15 protein-coding genes are annotated in these 15,748 nt (G+C 60.0%); 5 read left to right on the forward strand and 10 right to left on the reverse strand.

Going from position 1 to position 15,748, the window contains the following annotated elements; translation table 11 throughout:
* Nucleotides 1-18: 18 nt before the first annotated feature.
* The 6 genes from NDO48_RS17475 to traA form a co-directional block, all read right to left on the reverse strand.
* Complete coding sequence (locus NDO48_RS17475) at nucleotides 19-1,044, reverse strand: LacI family DNA-binding transcriptional regulator (RefSeq protein ID WP_267321917.1); 1,026 nt, start codon at nucleotides 1,042-1,044, stop codon at nucleotides 19-21.
* Between the two features lie 789 nt (nucleotides 1,045-1,833).
* Nucleotides 1,834-2,385 carry a hypothetical protein gene (locus NDO48_RS17480; protein ID WP_267321918.1) on the reverse strand — a complete coding sequence of 184 codons (552 nt, stop codon included), beginning with the start codon at nucleotides 2,383-2,385 and terminating at the stop codon, nucleotides 1,834-1,836.
* Between the two features lie 754 nt (nucleotides 2,386-3,139).
* Nucleotides 3,140-3,439, reverse strand: a complete 300-nt coding sequence (locus NDO48_RS17485; RefSeq protein ID WP_267321919.1) for an outer membrane protein — start codon at nucleotides 3,437-3,439, stop codon at nucleotides 3,140-3,142.
* Between the two features lie 564 nt (nucleotides 3,440-4,003).
* The gene (locus NDO48_RS17490; RefSeq protein WP_416377208.1) at nucleotides 4,004-5,191 is read right to left on the reverse strand and encodes a conjugal transfer protein TraB; all 1,188 of its coding nucleotides are present in this window, start codon (nucleotides 5,189-5,191) and stop codon (nucleotides 4,004-4,006) included.
* Entirely contained in the window at nucleotides 5,160-5,699 is a 540-nt protein-coding gene (gene traF / locus NDO48_RS17495; RefSeq protein ID WP_323848108.1) for a conjugative transfer signal peptidase TraF, read from the reverse strand. Before traF ends, NDO48_RS17490 begins: the two co-directional genes overlap by 32 nt.
* The gene (traA, locus tag NDO48_RS17500; RefSeq protein ID WP_267321921.1) at nucleotides 5,687-8,986 is read right to left on the reverse strand and encodes a Ti-type conjugative transfer relaxase TraA; all 3,300 of its coding nucleotides are present in this window, start codon (nucleotides 8,984-8,986) and stop codon (nucleotides 5,687-5,689) included. The genes traF and traA overlap by 13 nt, the downstream gene beginning before the upstream one ends.
* A 256-nt stretch (nucleotides 8,987-9,242) precedes the next feature.
* Here traA and traC point away from each other — a divergent pair, with 256 nt between their 5' ends.
* The 4 genes from traC to NDO48_RS17520 all read left to right on the forward strand — a co-directional run bounded on the left by traC (nucleotide 9,243) and on the right by NDO48_RS17520 (nucleotide 12,143).
* Nucleotides 9,243-9,530: a conjugal transfer protein TraC gene (gene traC / locus NDO48_RS17505; RefSeq protein ID WP_267321922.1), complete on the forward strand. Its 288-nt coding sequence runs from the start codon at nucleotides 9,243-9,245 to the stop codon at nucleotides 9,528-9,530.
* Nucleotides 9,531-9,543: 13 nt separating this feature from the next.
* The gene (traD, locus tag NDO48_RS17510; protein WP_323848115.1) at nucleotides 9,544-9,750 is read left to right on the forward strand and encodes a conjugal transfer protein TraD; all 207 of its coding nucleotides are present in this window, start codon (nucleotides 9,544-9,546) and stop codon (nucleotides 9,748-9,750) included.
* Nucleotides 9,737-11,653: a Ti-type conjugative transfer system protein TraG gene (traG, locus tag NDO48_RS17515; protein ID WP_267321923.1), complete on the forward strand. Its 1,917-nt coding sequence runs from the start codon at nucleotides 9,737-9,739 to the stop codon at nucleotides 11,651-11,653. Before traD ends, traG begins: the two co-directional genes overlap by 14 nt.
* Nucleotides 11,654-11,834: 181 nt before the next feature.
* Nucleotides 11,835-12,143: a WGR domain-containing protein gene (locus tag NDO48_RS17520; RefSeq protein WP_267321924.1), complete on the forward strand. Its 309-nt coding sequence runs from the start codon at nucleotides 11,835-11,837 to the stop codon at nucleotides 12,141-12,143.
* Nucleotides 12,144-12,255: 112 nt separating this feature from the next.
* Here NDO48_RS17520 and NDO48_RS17525 read toward each other — a convergent pair whose 3' ends face one another.
* The 3 genes from NDO48_RS17525 to NDO48_RS17535 all read right to left on the reverse strand — a co-directional run bounded on the left by NDO48_RS17525 (nucleotide 12,256) and on the right by NDO48_RS17535 (nucleotide 13,939).
* Nucleotides 12,256-12,582, reverse strand: a complete 327-nt coding sequence (locus tag NDO48_RS17525) for a DUF736 domain-containing protein (RefSeq protein WP_018431074.1) — start codon at nucleotides 12,580-12,582, stop codon at nucleotides 12,256-12,258.
* An 861-nt stretch (nucleotides 12,583-13,443) separates the two neighbouring features.
* Nucleotides 13,444-13,629 (reverse strand): hypothetical protein, encoded by a 186-nt coding sequence (locus NDO48_RS30465; RefSeq protein WP_323848109.1) that lies wholly within the window; start codon nucleotides 13,627-13,629, stop codon nucleotides 13,444-13,446.
* Nucleotides 13,630-13,771: 142 nt separating this feature from the next.
* Nucleotides 13,772-13,939 carry a hypothetical protein gene (locus NDO48_RS17535; protein WP_267321925.1) on the reverse strand — a complete coding sequence of 56 codons (168 nt, stop codon included), beginning with the start codon at nucleotides 13,937-13,939 and terminating at the stop codon, nucleotides 13,772-13,774.
* 357 nt (nucleotides 13,940-14,296) lie between these two features.
* On the opposite strand from NDO48_RS17535, the gene NDO48_RS17540 reads away from it, so the two are divergent.
* Nucleotides 14,297-14,623, forward strand: coding sequence for a hypothetical protein (locus NDO48_RS17540; RefSeq protein ID WP_267321926.1), 327 nt, complete (start codon nucleotides 14,297-14,299; stop codon nucleotides 14,621-14,623).
* Nucleotides 14,624-14,632: 9 nt separating this feature from the next.
* On the opposite strand, the gene NDO48_RS17545 is transcribed toward NDO48_RS17540, so the two are convergent.
* Nucleotides 14,633-15,556: a DUF2493 domain-containing protein gene (locus NDO48_RS17545; protein ID WP_267321927.1), complete on the reverse strand. Its 924-nt coding sequence runs from the start codon at nucleotides 15,554-15,556 to the stop codon at nucleotides 14,633-14,635.
* Between the last annotated feature and the right edge of the window lie 192 nt (nucleotides 15,557-15,748).

Below are 15,748 nucleotides of genomic sequence, written 5' to 3' on the forward strand. Positions count from 1 at the left end.
CAGCCAAGAATCCGACGGTCAGGGTAGATTGTCGCGTAGATACACCTCGATGCGAATATGCTCCTGTCCCTCGATGAGGGTCCGCTGTTCGGTCAGCGAACGAAGCGTCCGGATGGCGCTTCGGACCTCATGGCCGGCATCCTGGTTGATGATGGCGTGGAAAAGGCCGCTTTCCAGTGCGGCGCGCGTATGGGCGCTCAGCTCGTGCGCCACCACCATCGGACGCCTTTCGACCGGGCGTTCGGACAGCGCCTCGATCAGGCCCAGATTGCCCGCCCCGATATTGTAGAGGCCCACAACATCGCTATCGCGATCCAGGCATTGCTCCACGATGCGCCGCGTCGCCATCCGGTCGTCCCGCCCCTCGACCACCGACAGCGCTTCCAGATTGGGATATTCGGTGCGGATCACCTGATCGAAACCCATGCGGCGCTCCACATGGTCACGCACCAGCATGGAGCCGGCGACCAGCGCAATCTTGCCCTTGACGCCGCGCAGGAAGCGCCCGAGCAGGCTCGCCGCAGTGCGCCCCGCCGCGACATTGTCGATGCCCACATAGCGATGGCGCTGAAAGGAAGGCGCATCCGAGACCAAGGTGACGACAGGCACATTCGCTTTATGCAGCCGCGCCAGCGCCTGGCGAACCGGGGGCGATTCGGTCGCAACCAGCGCCACGCCGCCTATCTCGTCGAGGTCCAGCCGGTTGAGCGCTTCGGCCAGTGCGTGCCCATCAAACGCAGGCACTGTGACGACGCCGAGTTCGATCCCGTCCGGCGCCATCTGGCGACCGGCTTCGCGCGCCTCGCTCTCGAGCCTGCGCATGAAGCTGTTTGCCCCTTCGGGTATGATGAAGACAACACTGTAGACGCGCCCCTTGGCCAGATTGGCCGCGGCCAGGTTGCGAACAAAGCCAAGTTGCCGGATCGCGGCTTCCACGCGCTGCACGGTCGAGGCCCGAACGCCTTCGCGGCCATTGATGACACGGTCGACCGTCGAGAGGCTGACGCCGGCTGATTGGGCAACATCATGGACCGTGGGGCGCATTGTGACTTCAGTATTTGAGTTACGTACATCATTACAGTTTTTTTGGGTGCTTGTGTCAATGACGCGATGCATGCCGACGTACAAGCAAATACGGGATCGCCTCAAAGGCACGGTTGGTCAAGAACACCCTGCCGAAAAACTGATCAGGCCAATATCGCCGCGGTGCTCACCGGACGGTTGCCGTTGGGCGCATGGCAGATGAGCTTCAAAAGGAGCCGGGAGGTCCTCAGCGTCCCCGCTGATCGATCAGGCAGAAGAGATCGGTGCGATCGAAGGGGAGATCAATATCCTGCGAGAGTCGGCGAATTTTCTTCGCCGGCATCTGCGTTGTCAGGCCAAGGCGTTCGCCGCCCGGGTGCCTGCGATCCCGTCAAGCATCGCACGCATCAATAAGTTCCATAATTATGCTTATGCGGCATTATTCTGTAGCCGCCATTTGGTAATGCGACAGTTGCCCCAGTTAGAGATGCGACACTTCCCGCTTCCGAGGCTGCTCAAGTCGCGCATAGCCGTGTCGTGATCCAGATGACGGTAGCACCGCACATCGAGGTCGGGACCTTGGCAACCCGGACACGCTGGCTTGTCCAGCCGTGCCCTAGAGCTTGGGCAGCGACAGACCAACTATCAGGACGGTGACACGGTGAGCCTCCATGCCGTAGCCTGCGAAAGCGGGTGCCATGCGGGACGTTGGAGCGCCGCCCGTCCTGATATCTCATCAAATTGTGGAGACCCTAGCCGACCTGATCCGCAAACAACTCGACTACTCGGCGCGGGCGTAATGTTCCTTTTTCACTCTACCCTCTTGGGAGAAACGATGACCCGCAGCTGTCCACGGCGCGGAACTGGGTTCTTAGCCTCGCCGAGTGAGATTGCGCCGGTCCGCTTCTCGAAGGCCGCCCATCGCTGACCGATGGCAACCTTTCTGTAGTCAGGCTCCAGTTGGCCTCTAAGCAGCCTGTCGGCTTCCGATATCGTTTCTTTGAACGCCCCCGTCCGTCGTAGCAAATCAAGTCGAAGCAGTCTCAGTTCGGTATCTGCTGCTTCCCCAATGGCGAGGATCATTTCGGCCGCGCGCACCCTCACTGAAGTCGCGTCCCGTTCGAAATCGTCGAGCACCCACGCGGCATGAAGGAGGCGTTTGATGGCTTCTCTCGGCTGCCCTATCTGCTCGTCGATGTAGGCGCGACGCATGAACCGGGTTGCCAAGTCCGGCATTCCCTCCGACATGCCTGCCTCAATGAACCCAACATGTCTTATGGTGTCGGATTCCTGCGCATCGGCAGAAGAGATGTCACGGGCAACATACAGACAGTTGGGGCATTCCTGGAGCCAAACTGCCATAGTTCCCCGGGCGCGCCAGGGCGGCCTGCCATCGAGGTCAGGATAACCGGAACTCGTTACGCTTCCGAGTCGCTCGTGGCTGCTTCTAGCGCCACAGTGAGCACACGTCACTGTGATGGGAAAATACACGGTCATGCGATTTCAGAGCATCCTCGCTTTGATCGAAGGTACTGAGAGGTGGCGCCATTGACAAGCAGCAGCGCTTACCTCCGGTAGCCTTGAGGAGCAAATTGACCGACGTTGGCATGGCCTGAAGGCATGGCAGCAGGCCCGCGAGAGCTCGCCGACAACCACTATGCGAGCCCTGCAAGGCAATGGGCAGGGGCACGCCGGCAACGGTGTGATCAACCATGGCCAATCGCGCCAAAGCCGCGCAGACGATGATCGCGATTTGCAGTGTGTCCATGACACTCTTCAGCCCTGCTGAATTGGCCGGGGTCTTTCTTGCGTTTCGGGCGGAACCTAGCCGCCATCCCAATTGTTTAACATTTACCCGATAACGAGGACGGGGAACGTGGTCCCTTTCAGCCACGTTCGAGAGTGAAGCCTGCCGCTCTTTGCCTGGCAGGCTTCACGTCGTATGCAGGTCTTCGATGCGACGGGCTTCTCATTTGTGACAGGAACTATTCGGGCTGCCAATGGTTGAGTATCGGCAGACGATTCCCTTCCCTACGTTTGCCAAGTCGCCGTCAGCACGCACTCTGGCGGCTAGGAGGCTGCCGAGACTCAAGGTCCCCTGGCTCGGCGGTCTCTTCTAAAATCTCGAGTGCTGCGCGGTATGGAACTTGAAGTCGGCGTAAAAGCCATCGCCGTTTCCATCGCCAAAATCAGCTGTTCCCAGGTCGACAAACAAGTGCTCGGCCTTGGCCGACCACTTGTCGTTGAAAGCCCATTCCAAGCCGCCGCCTGCGGTCCATCCCGCTTCCGTGTCGCTGCCACACCAAAAGTCGCCTGGCCACTCGCCATCAAGTTCACCACTGACACGTCCCATAGCCATAGCTGCTGAAACAAAGGGCAGGACTGGGCCTACCGCATACCCCGGGCGAGCGCGCATCGTTGCGGCTCAATCAACTTGGAAGGTGATGTCGTCATCACCAGCCCCAGTCGTCGCCACCGTCGCCTTTACCCGACATGCGAGGCCGCCAATGGCCCCGGGTAGCCGATTTCATCGGAATTTACGCCATCGGATGCGCTGGTGGAGCAAGATGGCAGCCGGAGGCATCACGCAACATGCTCGCATTCCTGCGGTCTCGCAACACTGTGTGGCGCTCGGGACGGCAATGCCTGCCAGCGCTCTCTGTGAATCAATAATTGACTGACCTCGTCGCTTGAAGAGCCTATCAAAGTACATGGTGGTTGATCTTTGGTCTCATCCTCGGGCTGGAACGATTCCTGTAGCCAGTAGTTGAGCCTGAGCCGCGTTGTCTATTGGCGCGGTTTTGAGGTCGCGGGTGTCCCCGACGCCCCCCACATAGCCCGCGGCCTCTCCGTTGTAGGGGGCTATCGCTACGGAAGGAACCTACCAGCGAGTTTGTCCGTGCAACGCGTTGCAACCCAGTGCAGTCGAACGGGGTCATTCTGAAACTGCGCTTAATAAGTCACATACCAGTGCGGTGTTTCAGCGGTTGAAAGCGGTGACTAGGGGAACGCCAAATAGCCGGGCCCACGACATAGCGTTGGCACTCTGTATGGCGACAATCGAGGTGCCAACGGTCCACCAGCCGTTCCCGGGTGCGACTACGAGTTCAGGCGAATAGAGCATCGACTGTAGTATGGGCCACAAGATGAGCTGCTCGTAGCATATCAAAATTGCAACCGTTCGGCCCTCTAGCTCAACGACCGGATTAGCGAATAAATGCGCCCGTGATCCACCGCTCTTGTTGATCCATGCTAGCCAGGGCTGCCACATAGAGACGGGGACCGGCATGCGCTCACGATATAGAATCTTGGCATACCTTGCCGAAATCTCGACCATGACATTGTCGTAGCCTTGCGCGTCGACCATTGTCGCCCCTGCCACCACAGAGGCATTGCTGCCATCCAGTCCCGCCCGCCAGAGCCTCTCGATAGTCGGTGTCCAGAGGCCGAGCGCGCTTTCGGGAAGGATGATAACGTCGTCTCCTGCATCAACATGCCGCCGGGCCCTCGCGATCAGATCGCGATGGTGTTCAAGTGAGCCGTCTCGTCCAAGGCCGCGACCAAACTCGAGGTCGACACCCTTCCATCCGTTCATCGGGATGGGATCGGACAATGTGGTGGCGGACCACAACCAGAATGCCCCTAGGGCGATAGCGACGGCTGGCCACCATCGCGATGCCATCATGGCTAGGGCTGCGATAGTTCCACCTAAACCCAACCATCCCCACCCCGGGAACAGAACGCCCGCCATTGTCGTCGGATGCGCCCAACCAAGAATGCCAAATGGTGGCAGCGCCATCACCACCATCGCGACCAGATAGCGCACTGACCTCCCACCCCCCGGCCGGCCGGTCCAAAGCGCGGTATGCACGCCCACGAAAGAGAGGGACGCAAAAACCCACAGCATTAAGCCAGGCCAAAGATCGGAGGCATAGTAGTTGGCAACGCCTTGCGGCAGGCCACGCGACGCTGCGAGAAAATACCCGGCCGACACCATCGTCGCGCCCAGGCGGGACGGCGACCTTGCCCATAGCAGAGGAAAAGCCAAGGCGAACGGCAAGGCTAGAAAATCGCCGCTCCATGCCACGCCGCCGACAACAGCTGCTGTCGTGGTCAGCGTCAAGGAGCGTACGACATCAGAAATGGAACGTGATGATCGGCCGGGCATAGCCGAGGAGGCCGCTTGCGGGGACGGGCCCGAAATACCGGGAGTCATATGAGTTCGCCGTCGTTGAGTGGAGGAAGAGGTAGCCCTGCGGAATTGTTCCCCCAGCAAAGGGGACAACCGCCCTGCCCTGACCGTCCGTGTGTCGGATGTCTGAGGAAGCCAGATGCTTGCCATCGATGACGACATCCTTGCCGGTCGTGACGTGTTGGCCAGGGATAGCCGCTATGGTCTTGAGCAGCGGCGCCAAGCCGCCTGGGCAAAGGCCGAGACCAAGATAGCCTCGACCGAAGGCGTTCTCGAAGGTGGCGGTATCGGGGGGACAAATGAAAACCAGGTCTCCAACCGCGGCGCTGCGGTACATAGCCTCAATGCGCCAAAGGCCACGCGGTGCGCTGGCCGTGAGATTGAACCTGTAACCAACAACTGAACATGTCATCGCAGGCAATGCCCCAGCAACCTCCACCATGAAGAGAATTCCAATGATGCGCCGGCGCCTCATTGCGTCCATGCCATGCCCTGCCTTGACGTCAGGCGAAGATGCTCGGTCTGCTTCAATGTCTGTGTTGTCCGCTCATGCTCAGCGAGCCACTGGGCCGCTCGCATCACCTGCCAGGCCTCTCGCAGCTTCTCGCGCGCGCTAGGAGGAAGGCTTTCGGCGGCCTTGTCGAACAGAGTGCCGGATGGTTCCCTTGCCGAGCTGCTGAGCAACGTCCGCTCACCGAAGCGTTCGGCTATGGCCCGGTTGAAATTGTTGATCTCGAGCTTTGTCTTGTGATCGCCCAGGACCCGATCGACAACGGCGGGAAAATCAATACGGTCGATCGCCTCGTGAATCTTCTCGAGCGCGGCGCCCGCCGCCGCGGACAATGCCGGAATGGCGATCGAGACACGACGACGTCGGGCCTGCTCCTCGTCTTCGATCTTTTCCGCCGCAAGCCTGCGCTGCCGCAGGTAGCACTCGACGTCTCGCTTCAGCGCCGGCAAATTGAGCTCGGCGATACGGCGCGCCTCCTTGTCGGCTCTGGATGCAAGAAGACCCGTCCGCCCCTTCAATGCTCCAATCGATACCGGCTCGCAGACCAGCCGAGCGAGCGTTTGTTCCGCGCTGGTCGGGTTAGCCAGAACCGCGGCAAAATCCATCGTCCGAAGGGCGGTTTCGGGATCCGCAAAGACATAACGGAAACGCGTGGATACCTCTTCCCACAGCTTTGCCAGAACCGGCTCGATGAGAAGCCTTTGCTCTACGACATCTTCAAGCGATATGGCAAAGAGCGTGACACCTGCGACCATGGGTTCGGCATCCTTCCGAATGTGCATCGAGGGCTGGAACAGGCCAAGGCGCTCGCCACTCACACGGAGTCGCCACACCAGATCGGCAAGCCGCTCCTTCTGGCGCAGCGCCCAGTCGAGGCGGTCACGAACCAGCGTGCGCGCGACACGCGATATGCGCAGCCCGCGATTTTCCGCAAAACGCAGTGCCTGTCGGTAGAGTGTGCCACGCTCGTAATCGAGCGTGGTTTCCTTGGTATTTGTTCGCGAAAGTACCTTCTCGAGCCCGCCCATTTTGGCGAAGGATCGGCGTCCATAGTAGAGCGCCAAGTCTTGCCGGTGCCGGGTCAAGGCGACATAGGCCAGATGCCGATCCAATGACAGAGAAGCCAGCACCTTGACCTGGTCGACGGTCGAACCTTGCGACTTGTGGATCGTGGTCGCATAGCCATGATCGATGTAAGGATAGAAGCGTTGCTCGACTGTCACCAGCCGGCGATGCTTACCCTTGCCGATCGCCGCAACGATCCTGCTTGGTGCCGCTTCGACAATCTGCCCAATCATGCCGTTCTTCACACCGAGCGACGTCTCGTTCTTCAGGAAGACAATCTGGTCACCGGTATCGAACTGGCGAAGACCGTCTTCGGTGCGGAAGGCATGTCCCACGCCGACGATCCCGCGCTCGACGAGCTTTGTGCGCGCGTGACGATTGAGCTCCCACACGTCACGTCGAAGATGGGCAAGGATGAGTGTTGTCTTTGTCGGATCATAGTCCCTGTTCCAATCAGCAATCAGACTGTCGATCGCCTGCGCCTTCAGCTCTGAACCACATACTCTGCCATGCTGACGATAAAGCCCGAGCGCCCGTACGACTCGGCCACGTGCCAGATCGAGCGAAGCCGCTCTCATCCACGCTTCGCGCTGGCGATAGATGGTCTCAAGTTCAGCATAACCGATGAGGTCGACAACGGCCCTAAACGCGCCCCCTGCTTCAATCGGCTGGAGTTGTTCGGGATCGCCGATCAGCACCAGCTTTGCAGCTGCCTTGGTTGCCGCTTCGACGACTAGGGCCATCTGCTTTGAGCCAACCATGCCGGCCTCGTCGAGAACAAACACTGTGCGATTGTCGAGCATGTCCCTGCCCTGTTTCCAGCGCAGCTCCCATGACGCCAGACTGCGGCTGACGATACCCGCTTCCGTCTCGAGACCTTCCGCTGCCTTGCCGGCAAGGGCAGCGCCGACAACACGATAGCCGGCAAGTTCCCAGGCCTCGCGTGCTGCCGTCATCAGGGTGGTCTTGCCCGTGCCGGCCCGGCCGACGACAGCTGCAATCCGCCCCTCTTTCGCCACATGCGCGATGGCGACACGCTGCTCCTGGGACAGTCGCGAATGGCGCGACAGAACGCAGTCCAGAACCTTCCCTTGAACGCCATGTGTTGGGCGACGAGAAAGCCACAGCGATTGCTTTGCCATCCTGGCCTCGATGCGGATCAGCTCTCGCGTCGTGAAGCGGGAACGGATTCTTGCTCCCGATGCAAGGTCGATACCGTCGCGCTCGATGCGTAGTGCCTCGGGGCTTTGCAGAATGCGCAACATCAGGTGCTGGAACATTGCGGCTTCATCGACATATCGATGCAGGATCTTGGCGATGTCGCGCTCGTCAAAGACGCTTTTCTCCGATGAGATGACGTCGAGCACGATCTCGGGACGCCTCAGGATCCGGCTAACATTCTCCTTGCGTCTGGCTTCAAGCACGTCGATTCGTTCAAGCGACAGTTCACGTCTCTCGCCCGCTGATTTGCGCTGGATCGCCTTGGCGCCAACGCCGATATGGCTGGTTGGGACGAGATCGATGCCGCGCGCGGCATAAGAGCGGCCATCAACGCGCAGGTCGATCCCGCCAAGAGACAGATGCCGGTTCTGCGTCTCGAACCAGGCGTTGCGAAGGGTCATGAAGTCACCCCTACCACCGGCCCAAAGTTCATAGACGATCTTGCCCGCCTTGGTGCGAACCACCTTGCCATTATCATCAATGACAGGAACCTTTTTGGGACCGAAGCCATCCTCAGCCAGAGGTCGCAATGTCGTCATCAGATGGACATGCGGGTTGCCAGGTGCATCGTGATAGACCCAGTCCGCAACCATGCCGTTGGCAAGAATATGTTGCTCGACGAAATCACTGACGAGCGTGATGTTCTGCTCGACCGACAGCTCCAACGGCAACGCAATGGTGATATCCTTGGCAAGCTGAGCGTCCGAGCGTTTCTCAAAAGCCTCCACCTTGTTCCAGAAGGCTTCCGACGCACCTGCCACCGAACGGTCGGTGATCAGCCCGCGCAGCCAATACGGCGCATCAGGTGGCGTTGAGAACGCCTCATACCGAAGCCCCTGCTTGCGTGTGTAGTCGACCGATCTCGCTTCCCTCTCGTAGTCCATTTTCGCGCAATGCCGATAGGCGGCCGACAGCACCACGCTGCGGCCGTCGCCGCTGCTGACGATGGAAATGGAAAAGTGGGGCACAGCCATGTCAGAAATTGCTCCTAAACAAAGAACGGACACTCGAGCGTTCGTCGGGAACTGCTGGATCGGTAGGTCGGTGAGCAAAACGTCGCGTGAGCGACGTATAATTGCGCCCTTGATCCGCTCCTTCGGAACGACGGGATCATCGTCGAGGGCGTCAGCTCTGCCGACTGCGCAATAAACGGGGATGCACTCCGTGCCCTCCCCGGCAATCCTCGCCTGATGCTTCGATCAATCCACAGCAACGGAAGGACGTCCCGAAATGAAGAAGCAGTCATCGAAAATCAGGGAAGAGATCGCCCGCCTGCAGGATCAGCTGAGACAGGCCGAAACGCGCGAGGCAGAGCGCGTTGGGCGGATAGCACTCAGGGCCGGAATTGGCGAAATCGAGATCGAAGAAGGAGAATTGCTGGCGGCGTTCGAGGAATTCGCGGCGCGATTTCGCGACAGAGCTGAGAAATCATCTGGAAGCAGGATTGGGAAAGCCGCCAGGACTGCGGCCGCCTCGGTCGCGTCTAGCCCGGCTGCAGGGGGCAATGGCGAGGCTTGAACGTATGTCACGAATGGTCAGATCAAAGGTCCGCAAACAGAATACGCGAGAGGAGATTGAGCAAGGTGCCCAAATGGTGAAAGCGGGTCGTCTCCATGAGAAGCACGCGCATATGCTTGGCCTGATGCCAGATGCACGCCAGAAACTCAAAGGGGACGAAAGCGAGCGATCCAGGCCGGAAGGAACCATCGTGAAGGGATCGGATCATGCCAGCGAATAGATTGTTGCTGGCCATCATCCCGGCGACACTGATGGTCGCAACTTTGTTCGTCACCAATGGCGTCGAACAAAAGTTAACCCAGCTCGCAGCCAACGATGTCGCGCGCCTGATGCTCGGTCGTGTCGGGCTTGCCCTGCCCTTTGCCTTGTCAGGAATTGTAGGCGTCATCTTGCTCTTTGCAGCAGCAGGTGCCGTACACATAAAAGCCGCCGGATGGAGCGTCGTGGTGGGAAGTGCGGCGGCAGTCATACTTGCCATAGCCCGCGAGAAGATTAGGCTTTCCACTCACTGGACGGTCGGAGACTCGGGACTGTCCTTTGCCGATCCCGCGACTATGTCTGGCGCGCTCATTGCTCTCTTATCAGGCTTCTTTGCGCTTCGTGTCACCGTCAAAGGCAATGCCGCATTTGTCAGACCTCTCCCAGTCCGCATTCGCGGCAAACGCGCGGTTCATGGCGAAGCAGAATGGATGAGCATGCGCGATGCCGAACGGCTCTTTCCAGGCAGTGGCGGCATAGTTGTCGGTGAATGCTATCGCGTCGATCGCGACAGCGTGTCCGCAATGGTCTTTCGCGCCGACAAAAGGGAAAGTTGGGGCGCAGGTGGGCGTTCACCGCTGCTCTGTTTCGATGGATCCTTCGGTTCGTGTCATGGTATCGCCTTTGCCGGCTCCGGCGGCTTCAAAACCACTTCGGTCACGGTCCCCACCGCACTGAAATGGGGTGAAGGCCTCGTGGTACTTGATCCATCATTGGAGGTTGCGCCGATGGTGATAGAACATCGCCGCAAAGCCGGCCGCAATGTCGTCGTTCTAGACCCCGCCAATGCCGCCATTGGGTTCAATGCCCTCGACTGGATCGGGCGCTTTGGAGGCACGAAGGAAGAGGACATTGCGGCTGTTGCGACCTGGGTCATGAGCGAAAATGCCCGACAGGCCTCCGCACGAGACGACTTTTTCCGTGCCTCCGCCCTGCAACTCCTCATCGCGCTGATCGCCGACGTCTGCCTGTCCGGGCATACGGAACCCAGACGCCAAACCCTTAGACAAGTGCGCTCCAACCTGTCCGAACCTGAGCCGAAGCTGCGAGAACGTCTCACGCAAATTCATCAGCAGTCGGCGTCCGAATTTGTGAAGGAGAACGTTGCTGCATTCGTGAACATGACCCCGGAAACATTTTCGGGTGTCTATGCCAACGCCGTCAAGGAGACACACTGGCTTTCTTATCCGAACTATGCGGCGCTCGTATCAGGCAATGCATTCGCAACCGACGACCTGGCAAATGGCGATATCGACCTTTTCATCGCGCTCGACCTAAAGGTTTTGGGTGCTCACCCAGGTCTTGCCCGTGTCATCATCGGCGCTCTTATGAACGCAATCTACAATCGAAAGGGCGCTATCGCAGCAAAGACGCTGTTCATGCTCGATGAGGTGGCCCGGCTCGGCTATCTCGGCATACTCGAAACAGCGCGCGATGCCGGGCGCAAATATGGCCTGACGCTCATCATGATCTTCCAGTCTATCGGGCAAATGCGCGAGACCTATGGCGGCCGGGAAGCTACGAGCAAATGGTTCGAAAGCGCATCGTGGATCAGTTTCGCGGCTATCAACGATCCTGACACTGCAGAGTACATCTCGAGGCGCTGCGGCGACACTACTGTCGAAGTCGACCAGACGAGCCGTACCAGCCAAATGTCCGGATCTACGCGGTCGCGATCAAAGCAGCTTTACCGGCGTCCCCTGATCCTGCCTGACGAGGTTATGCGCATGCGCTCCGACGAGCAGATCGTATTCACGGCCGGCAACCCGCCGCTCCGATGCGGGCGTGCGGTCTGGTTCCGGCGTGATGACATGAGGGCATGTGTCGCCAAGAACAGATTCCACCGCAGAGAAAACGAAGCATAAGTAGGGGAGTGCAAACCAACTGCGCGCATCGAAATCCACGGCCGTAACGCACAACCAATTTTGCAGAAGCGCGGTCCGCGTTTCACCCCGGCAAGAAACATCATCGCAATGAATCGATCACGGTGGAACGATTCAAACATGTTGTTGGACCTGGCGCGCATTCGCACCGAGACTGTCTGTCATGCTTGCGCCCTTGAACGATATTCATCTGCACCGCGTCGATCCGGCCCTGAACATGCGCCGGTTCTACAGCCTAACCCTCCAGCCGACTTTGTTTGGAGGCGTGTCGGTCATTCGGAACTGGGGAAGAATTGGTGCCAACGGACAAGTGATGATCGAAACCTTCGATGGCCCCGATGAGGCGCATCGAGCCCTGAGACGCTTGGAGACGATGAAAAAGCGGCGGGGATACTGCGTTCCTGGGGCCGAGCAATTGCAGGAATTCAAGGGATCGCGCGTTAGCGGAGTTGAAGCCGAACGCTCCTCATAGAGCGGAAACAACAACGAAAGGCGACAAGCCGTAATGCTGGAGGAGCCAGCTAGCCGGCAGGGCAGCAGCTGAAGAAAGACCCCGGCCGATCCGGCCGGGGCCTCGTTTGGGCTTAATCGCCGCGCCGACCGCTCGGGCGGGACCAGATTAGTGAGAATGTGTCACCTTCCTCATCGTCGAAGAGGTTGGCGTAGATCGGGGCGTTGAAGCTCGGATCGTCGAGCTTGAGGCCCAGGTAATCGCGGCCCTCGTTGGAGCACTTGGTCCAGGCGGCGCCGATTTCGGCGCGGCCGACCAGAACGCGGTGGCTGGGGGCGTTGTCGCCGGTGGCGCGGGTGTCGGGGACGATGCGAACGCCCTTGGCCTGGACGCTGAGGGTGACGATTTCGCCGGTGAACTCGTTCGAGCCGGCCTTCTTGAAAGTGCCGATGGTCGCCATGGTATTTCTCCGTTTTTCCGTTCCCGAGACCGCACCATGCGGCCTCGATGGCGATCGGTGGGCCGGAGGCGAGTGACGACGCATCGCTTGCGACCGAAGCAGAGCGGAGGACGGCGCAGGATCGAGTTTCTTGTCTCGCGAGGAATGGCGGCCACCCCGGGGTCCACATGCAGCTCGCTGCATGGGGTGGGTGCCGACAGGGGAAGAAAGTTGAGACGCGCTGTTGCGGCATAGACAGTCGAGGCGTCAGCCGTCCTTCGGCGAGATCAGCCCATTGGAGAGGCCGTTTGGAGCGCTCGTCGAACGGAGGCCAGACGGAGAATTTGGCGCCCATCGTCGCTTGAGAGTTGCCGCGGCACCGTTATCCGCCGATCTCACCCTTGCCTCTGGCTCAAGCTTGGGTTGTCCGGGCTCCGCATTCGAGCGCCACCAATACGGCCCCGGTCTCGTTTGGTCATGCCGCCTCAGATGGCATGCCGGTTTAAACGCGCCCTACGCGGCTGCCATCGCGGTCGCTACGGCAATCCAGCTCGTCGCTGCGTTCTATCCAGACCCTATATTCGAGAAGGGCATACATCGTCTCGTCTGGTTTGCCGGTGGTGAGTGACGACCTAAGCCTGGGCGAGCCCCTGACCGGGTTGGCCGCTACCTGCTATTCCGGCGATCCGCAAGAACGCTGCAACGCCGACGGCGACAGGACCGATGATTGAGAAGACGATTTGCTCTGCTTCAAAAGACATCAAGTGCTTCGCGATGCCATGGTGGAATAGTACCAGGAAACAACGGCGGGTGCGACGAAGACCAGTGCGATCGCAAACGTCGCTCAGAGCCGGCGAACGGCTCCAAGCAGGAGTTGGCCTGCTACGATGGTGAAACCAGCGGACAGCGCTCCGACTGGAATGGCGCCAAGCCATCCAGTACCGAATTCATCGTCCACATGCCGGTGCTCGCAGCAACGAATGGCAGCGTTAACAGGGCGAGCGTAAACAGCAACCAGCAAAAGAAGCCGATTGGAGCAATGCAGACGAGGATGCCGAGAATGATCATGGTGGTGTCTCCGATAGGAATGCCCTAACGGCTGCGCCTTCCACCGCCACCGCGCCGCAACGTCGAGCATGGCAACAGATCGGTGCCGCCGCGTGCGAAAACCACTGAGGTTTTCGCGTCGGCGGATACGATCTTCGCCTCGTCATGAGGCGAAGGGGTCGATTTCGCCGACGATCTCGGTGTCGTCGCCATCGTATTCGGTAGCGGGAACCACTGAGAGCGTTCCGTCGCCGGCGCGGAAGATCACGATGGCGACCATCAGGGTGGCGGCGAGGCTGAAGGCGAAGGCGTGTGCATCGGTGAAGGACATGGAACCGGCTCCTGTTGGGCGGAGGACCATCCCCCGCTGACAGGCGCCCGATGTGTCTGGCCGGTGGCCGCAATCACCGCGCGGGCGAAGCCGGCGCGGCGGCACGCTTTGCGTAGTCCGACCCCTTGCGGGTTGATGGCGTCAGGCCATCGGCTGGACCAAGGATCAGCGCAGATAGGCGGGGGGGCTTTTGCCATGGGGCTGGCGACCACGATTCCCCGACTCTATTGTCTTCATCGGTTTCAGGGCCGCACGGGCGTTCGCCGTCTGACCAATAAGTGCGTAGCAGGCGGGCTGCATCTCGCCCAGAAGCGGGGGTGATGCTTGAGATTAAGCGAGTTTTCGAGCCTGGTGACGTTGAGCAAGATCCTTGTGTCCGACGATGGCACAGGGTTCGAGCGGCTTGACGAAGGGAAATGGGTCAAGGGTCGCTTCGACAATAGCATACGGATAGATCAGCCGACCCATGGGGCTGGGCAGACGCACGCGCACGTCTATGGGCGCAAGGGCGATGAGATCGGAGTGGTCAATTTTGACGATTCCGCAAGCCACGGAACGATATGCAAGCTGAGCGATGATGATGATGATGCTGCTGCGCTGCGGAAGCGCGGGTTCACAATCGGACCGGGCAATATCGTCGAGTGGATCGTTCTGCCCACGCAGCCTCAGCTGCTTTTGGGCTGAAGGCGGCGCTCACGCGCCGCCAAACTTCCAGACCGGGATGCCGAGCTTCTTGGCCTTGTCGGCGAGGTTGTCGTTGATGCCCGTGCCGGGAAAGTGCATCACGCCCTTCGGCACGATGTCGAGCATCTCGTCATTGCGTTTGAAGGGCGCGGCGCGGCCATGCTTCGTCCAGTCGGGTGCGAAGGCGATCTGCGGGACATTGCGATTTCTTGCCCAGAGCGAGGCAATCTTTTCGGCGCCCTTTGAGGACTTGCCATGCATCAGCACCATGTTGGGGTGCTTTTCGTGGACCTGGTCGAGCCTGGTCCAAATCAGCCGGTGGTCATTGAAGTCCAGTCCGCCGGTGACGACGATCTTCGGACCGGGGGGGAGAAGGACCTCCTGCTCTGAGCGCTTTTTGGCCATGAGGAAGTCGCGACTGTCGATGATCGCGGAGGTCAGGTTGCGATGGTTGACCTTTGAGCCCGTGCGGGGGAGCCATGGCTTGCCGATCTGGCGTTCGTAGTGCTCGGCGGCCTGGTCGCGCATCAGCTCGAAAGCGTTCTGCCGTTCGATGAGTGTCTTGCCCTCGGCGATCTGGCGCTCGAGTTCGGCCGACTTCACCTCGCTGCCGTCCTGTTGCCGCTGCGAGCGCTTCTGCGCCTGTTCGTTGTCGTCGAGTTCGCGCGCGATCCGTTCGGTGGCGCGGTGGAAGACGTTGACGGTCGACCAGAGGAGATCGTCGAGGTCGGGTTCGAGGCGGGTGTCCTCCAGTGTCGAGATCAGGGCGTCGAAGATGTCGGCGATCGCGCCCGCGACGTGATTGCCGTCTGGCAGGAGACGCTGGTCCACCTCGTCGGCGAAAGGGCGGTAGCCGTGGAGCTGGAGTTCGTTGAGGATGTGGTCGGTGGGTGACGAATCGTGGTGGGGTTCGTAGTCGTCGTGCTCGGTCATGGAATGTTCCTTTGGCTGGACCGCGACCGTCGCGGCCTTCATGGCGACGGAGCCCACGGGCGGAGCGGACCTGCACCCGGCGCCAGGCGCCGGGCCGGAGCAACGCAGAGGATGCCGGAGGCCGGCTATTTTGCTTCGCGATGGAAAGCTGCCCCTCGGGGCAGCGCCGGAAAATAGTCGGCCGCAGACATT

The organism is Aminobacter sp. MET-1 (assembly GCF_026521175.1).
In the GTDB taxonomy this organism is placed as follows: Bacteria; Pseudomonadota; Alphaproteobacteria; order Rhizobiales; family Rhizobiaceae; genus Aminobacter.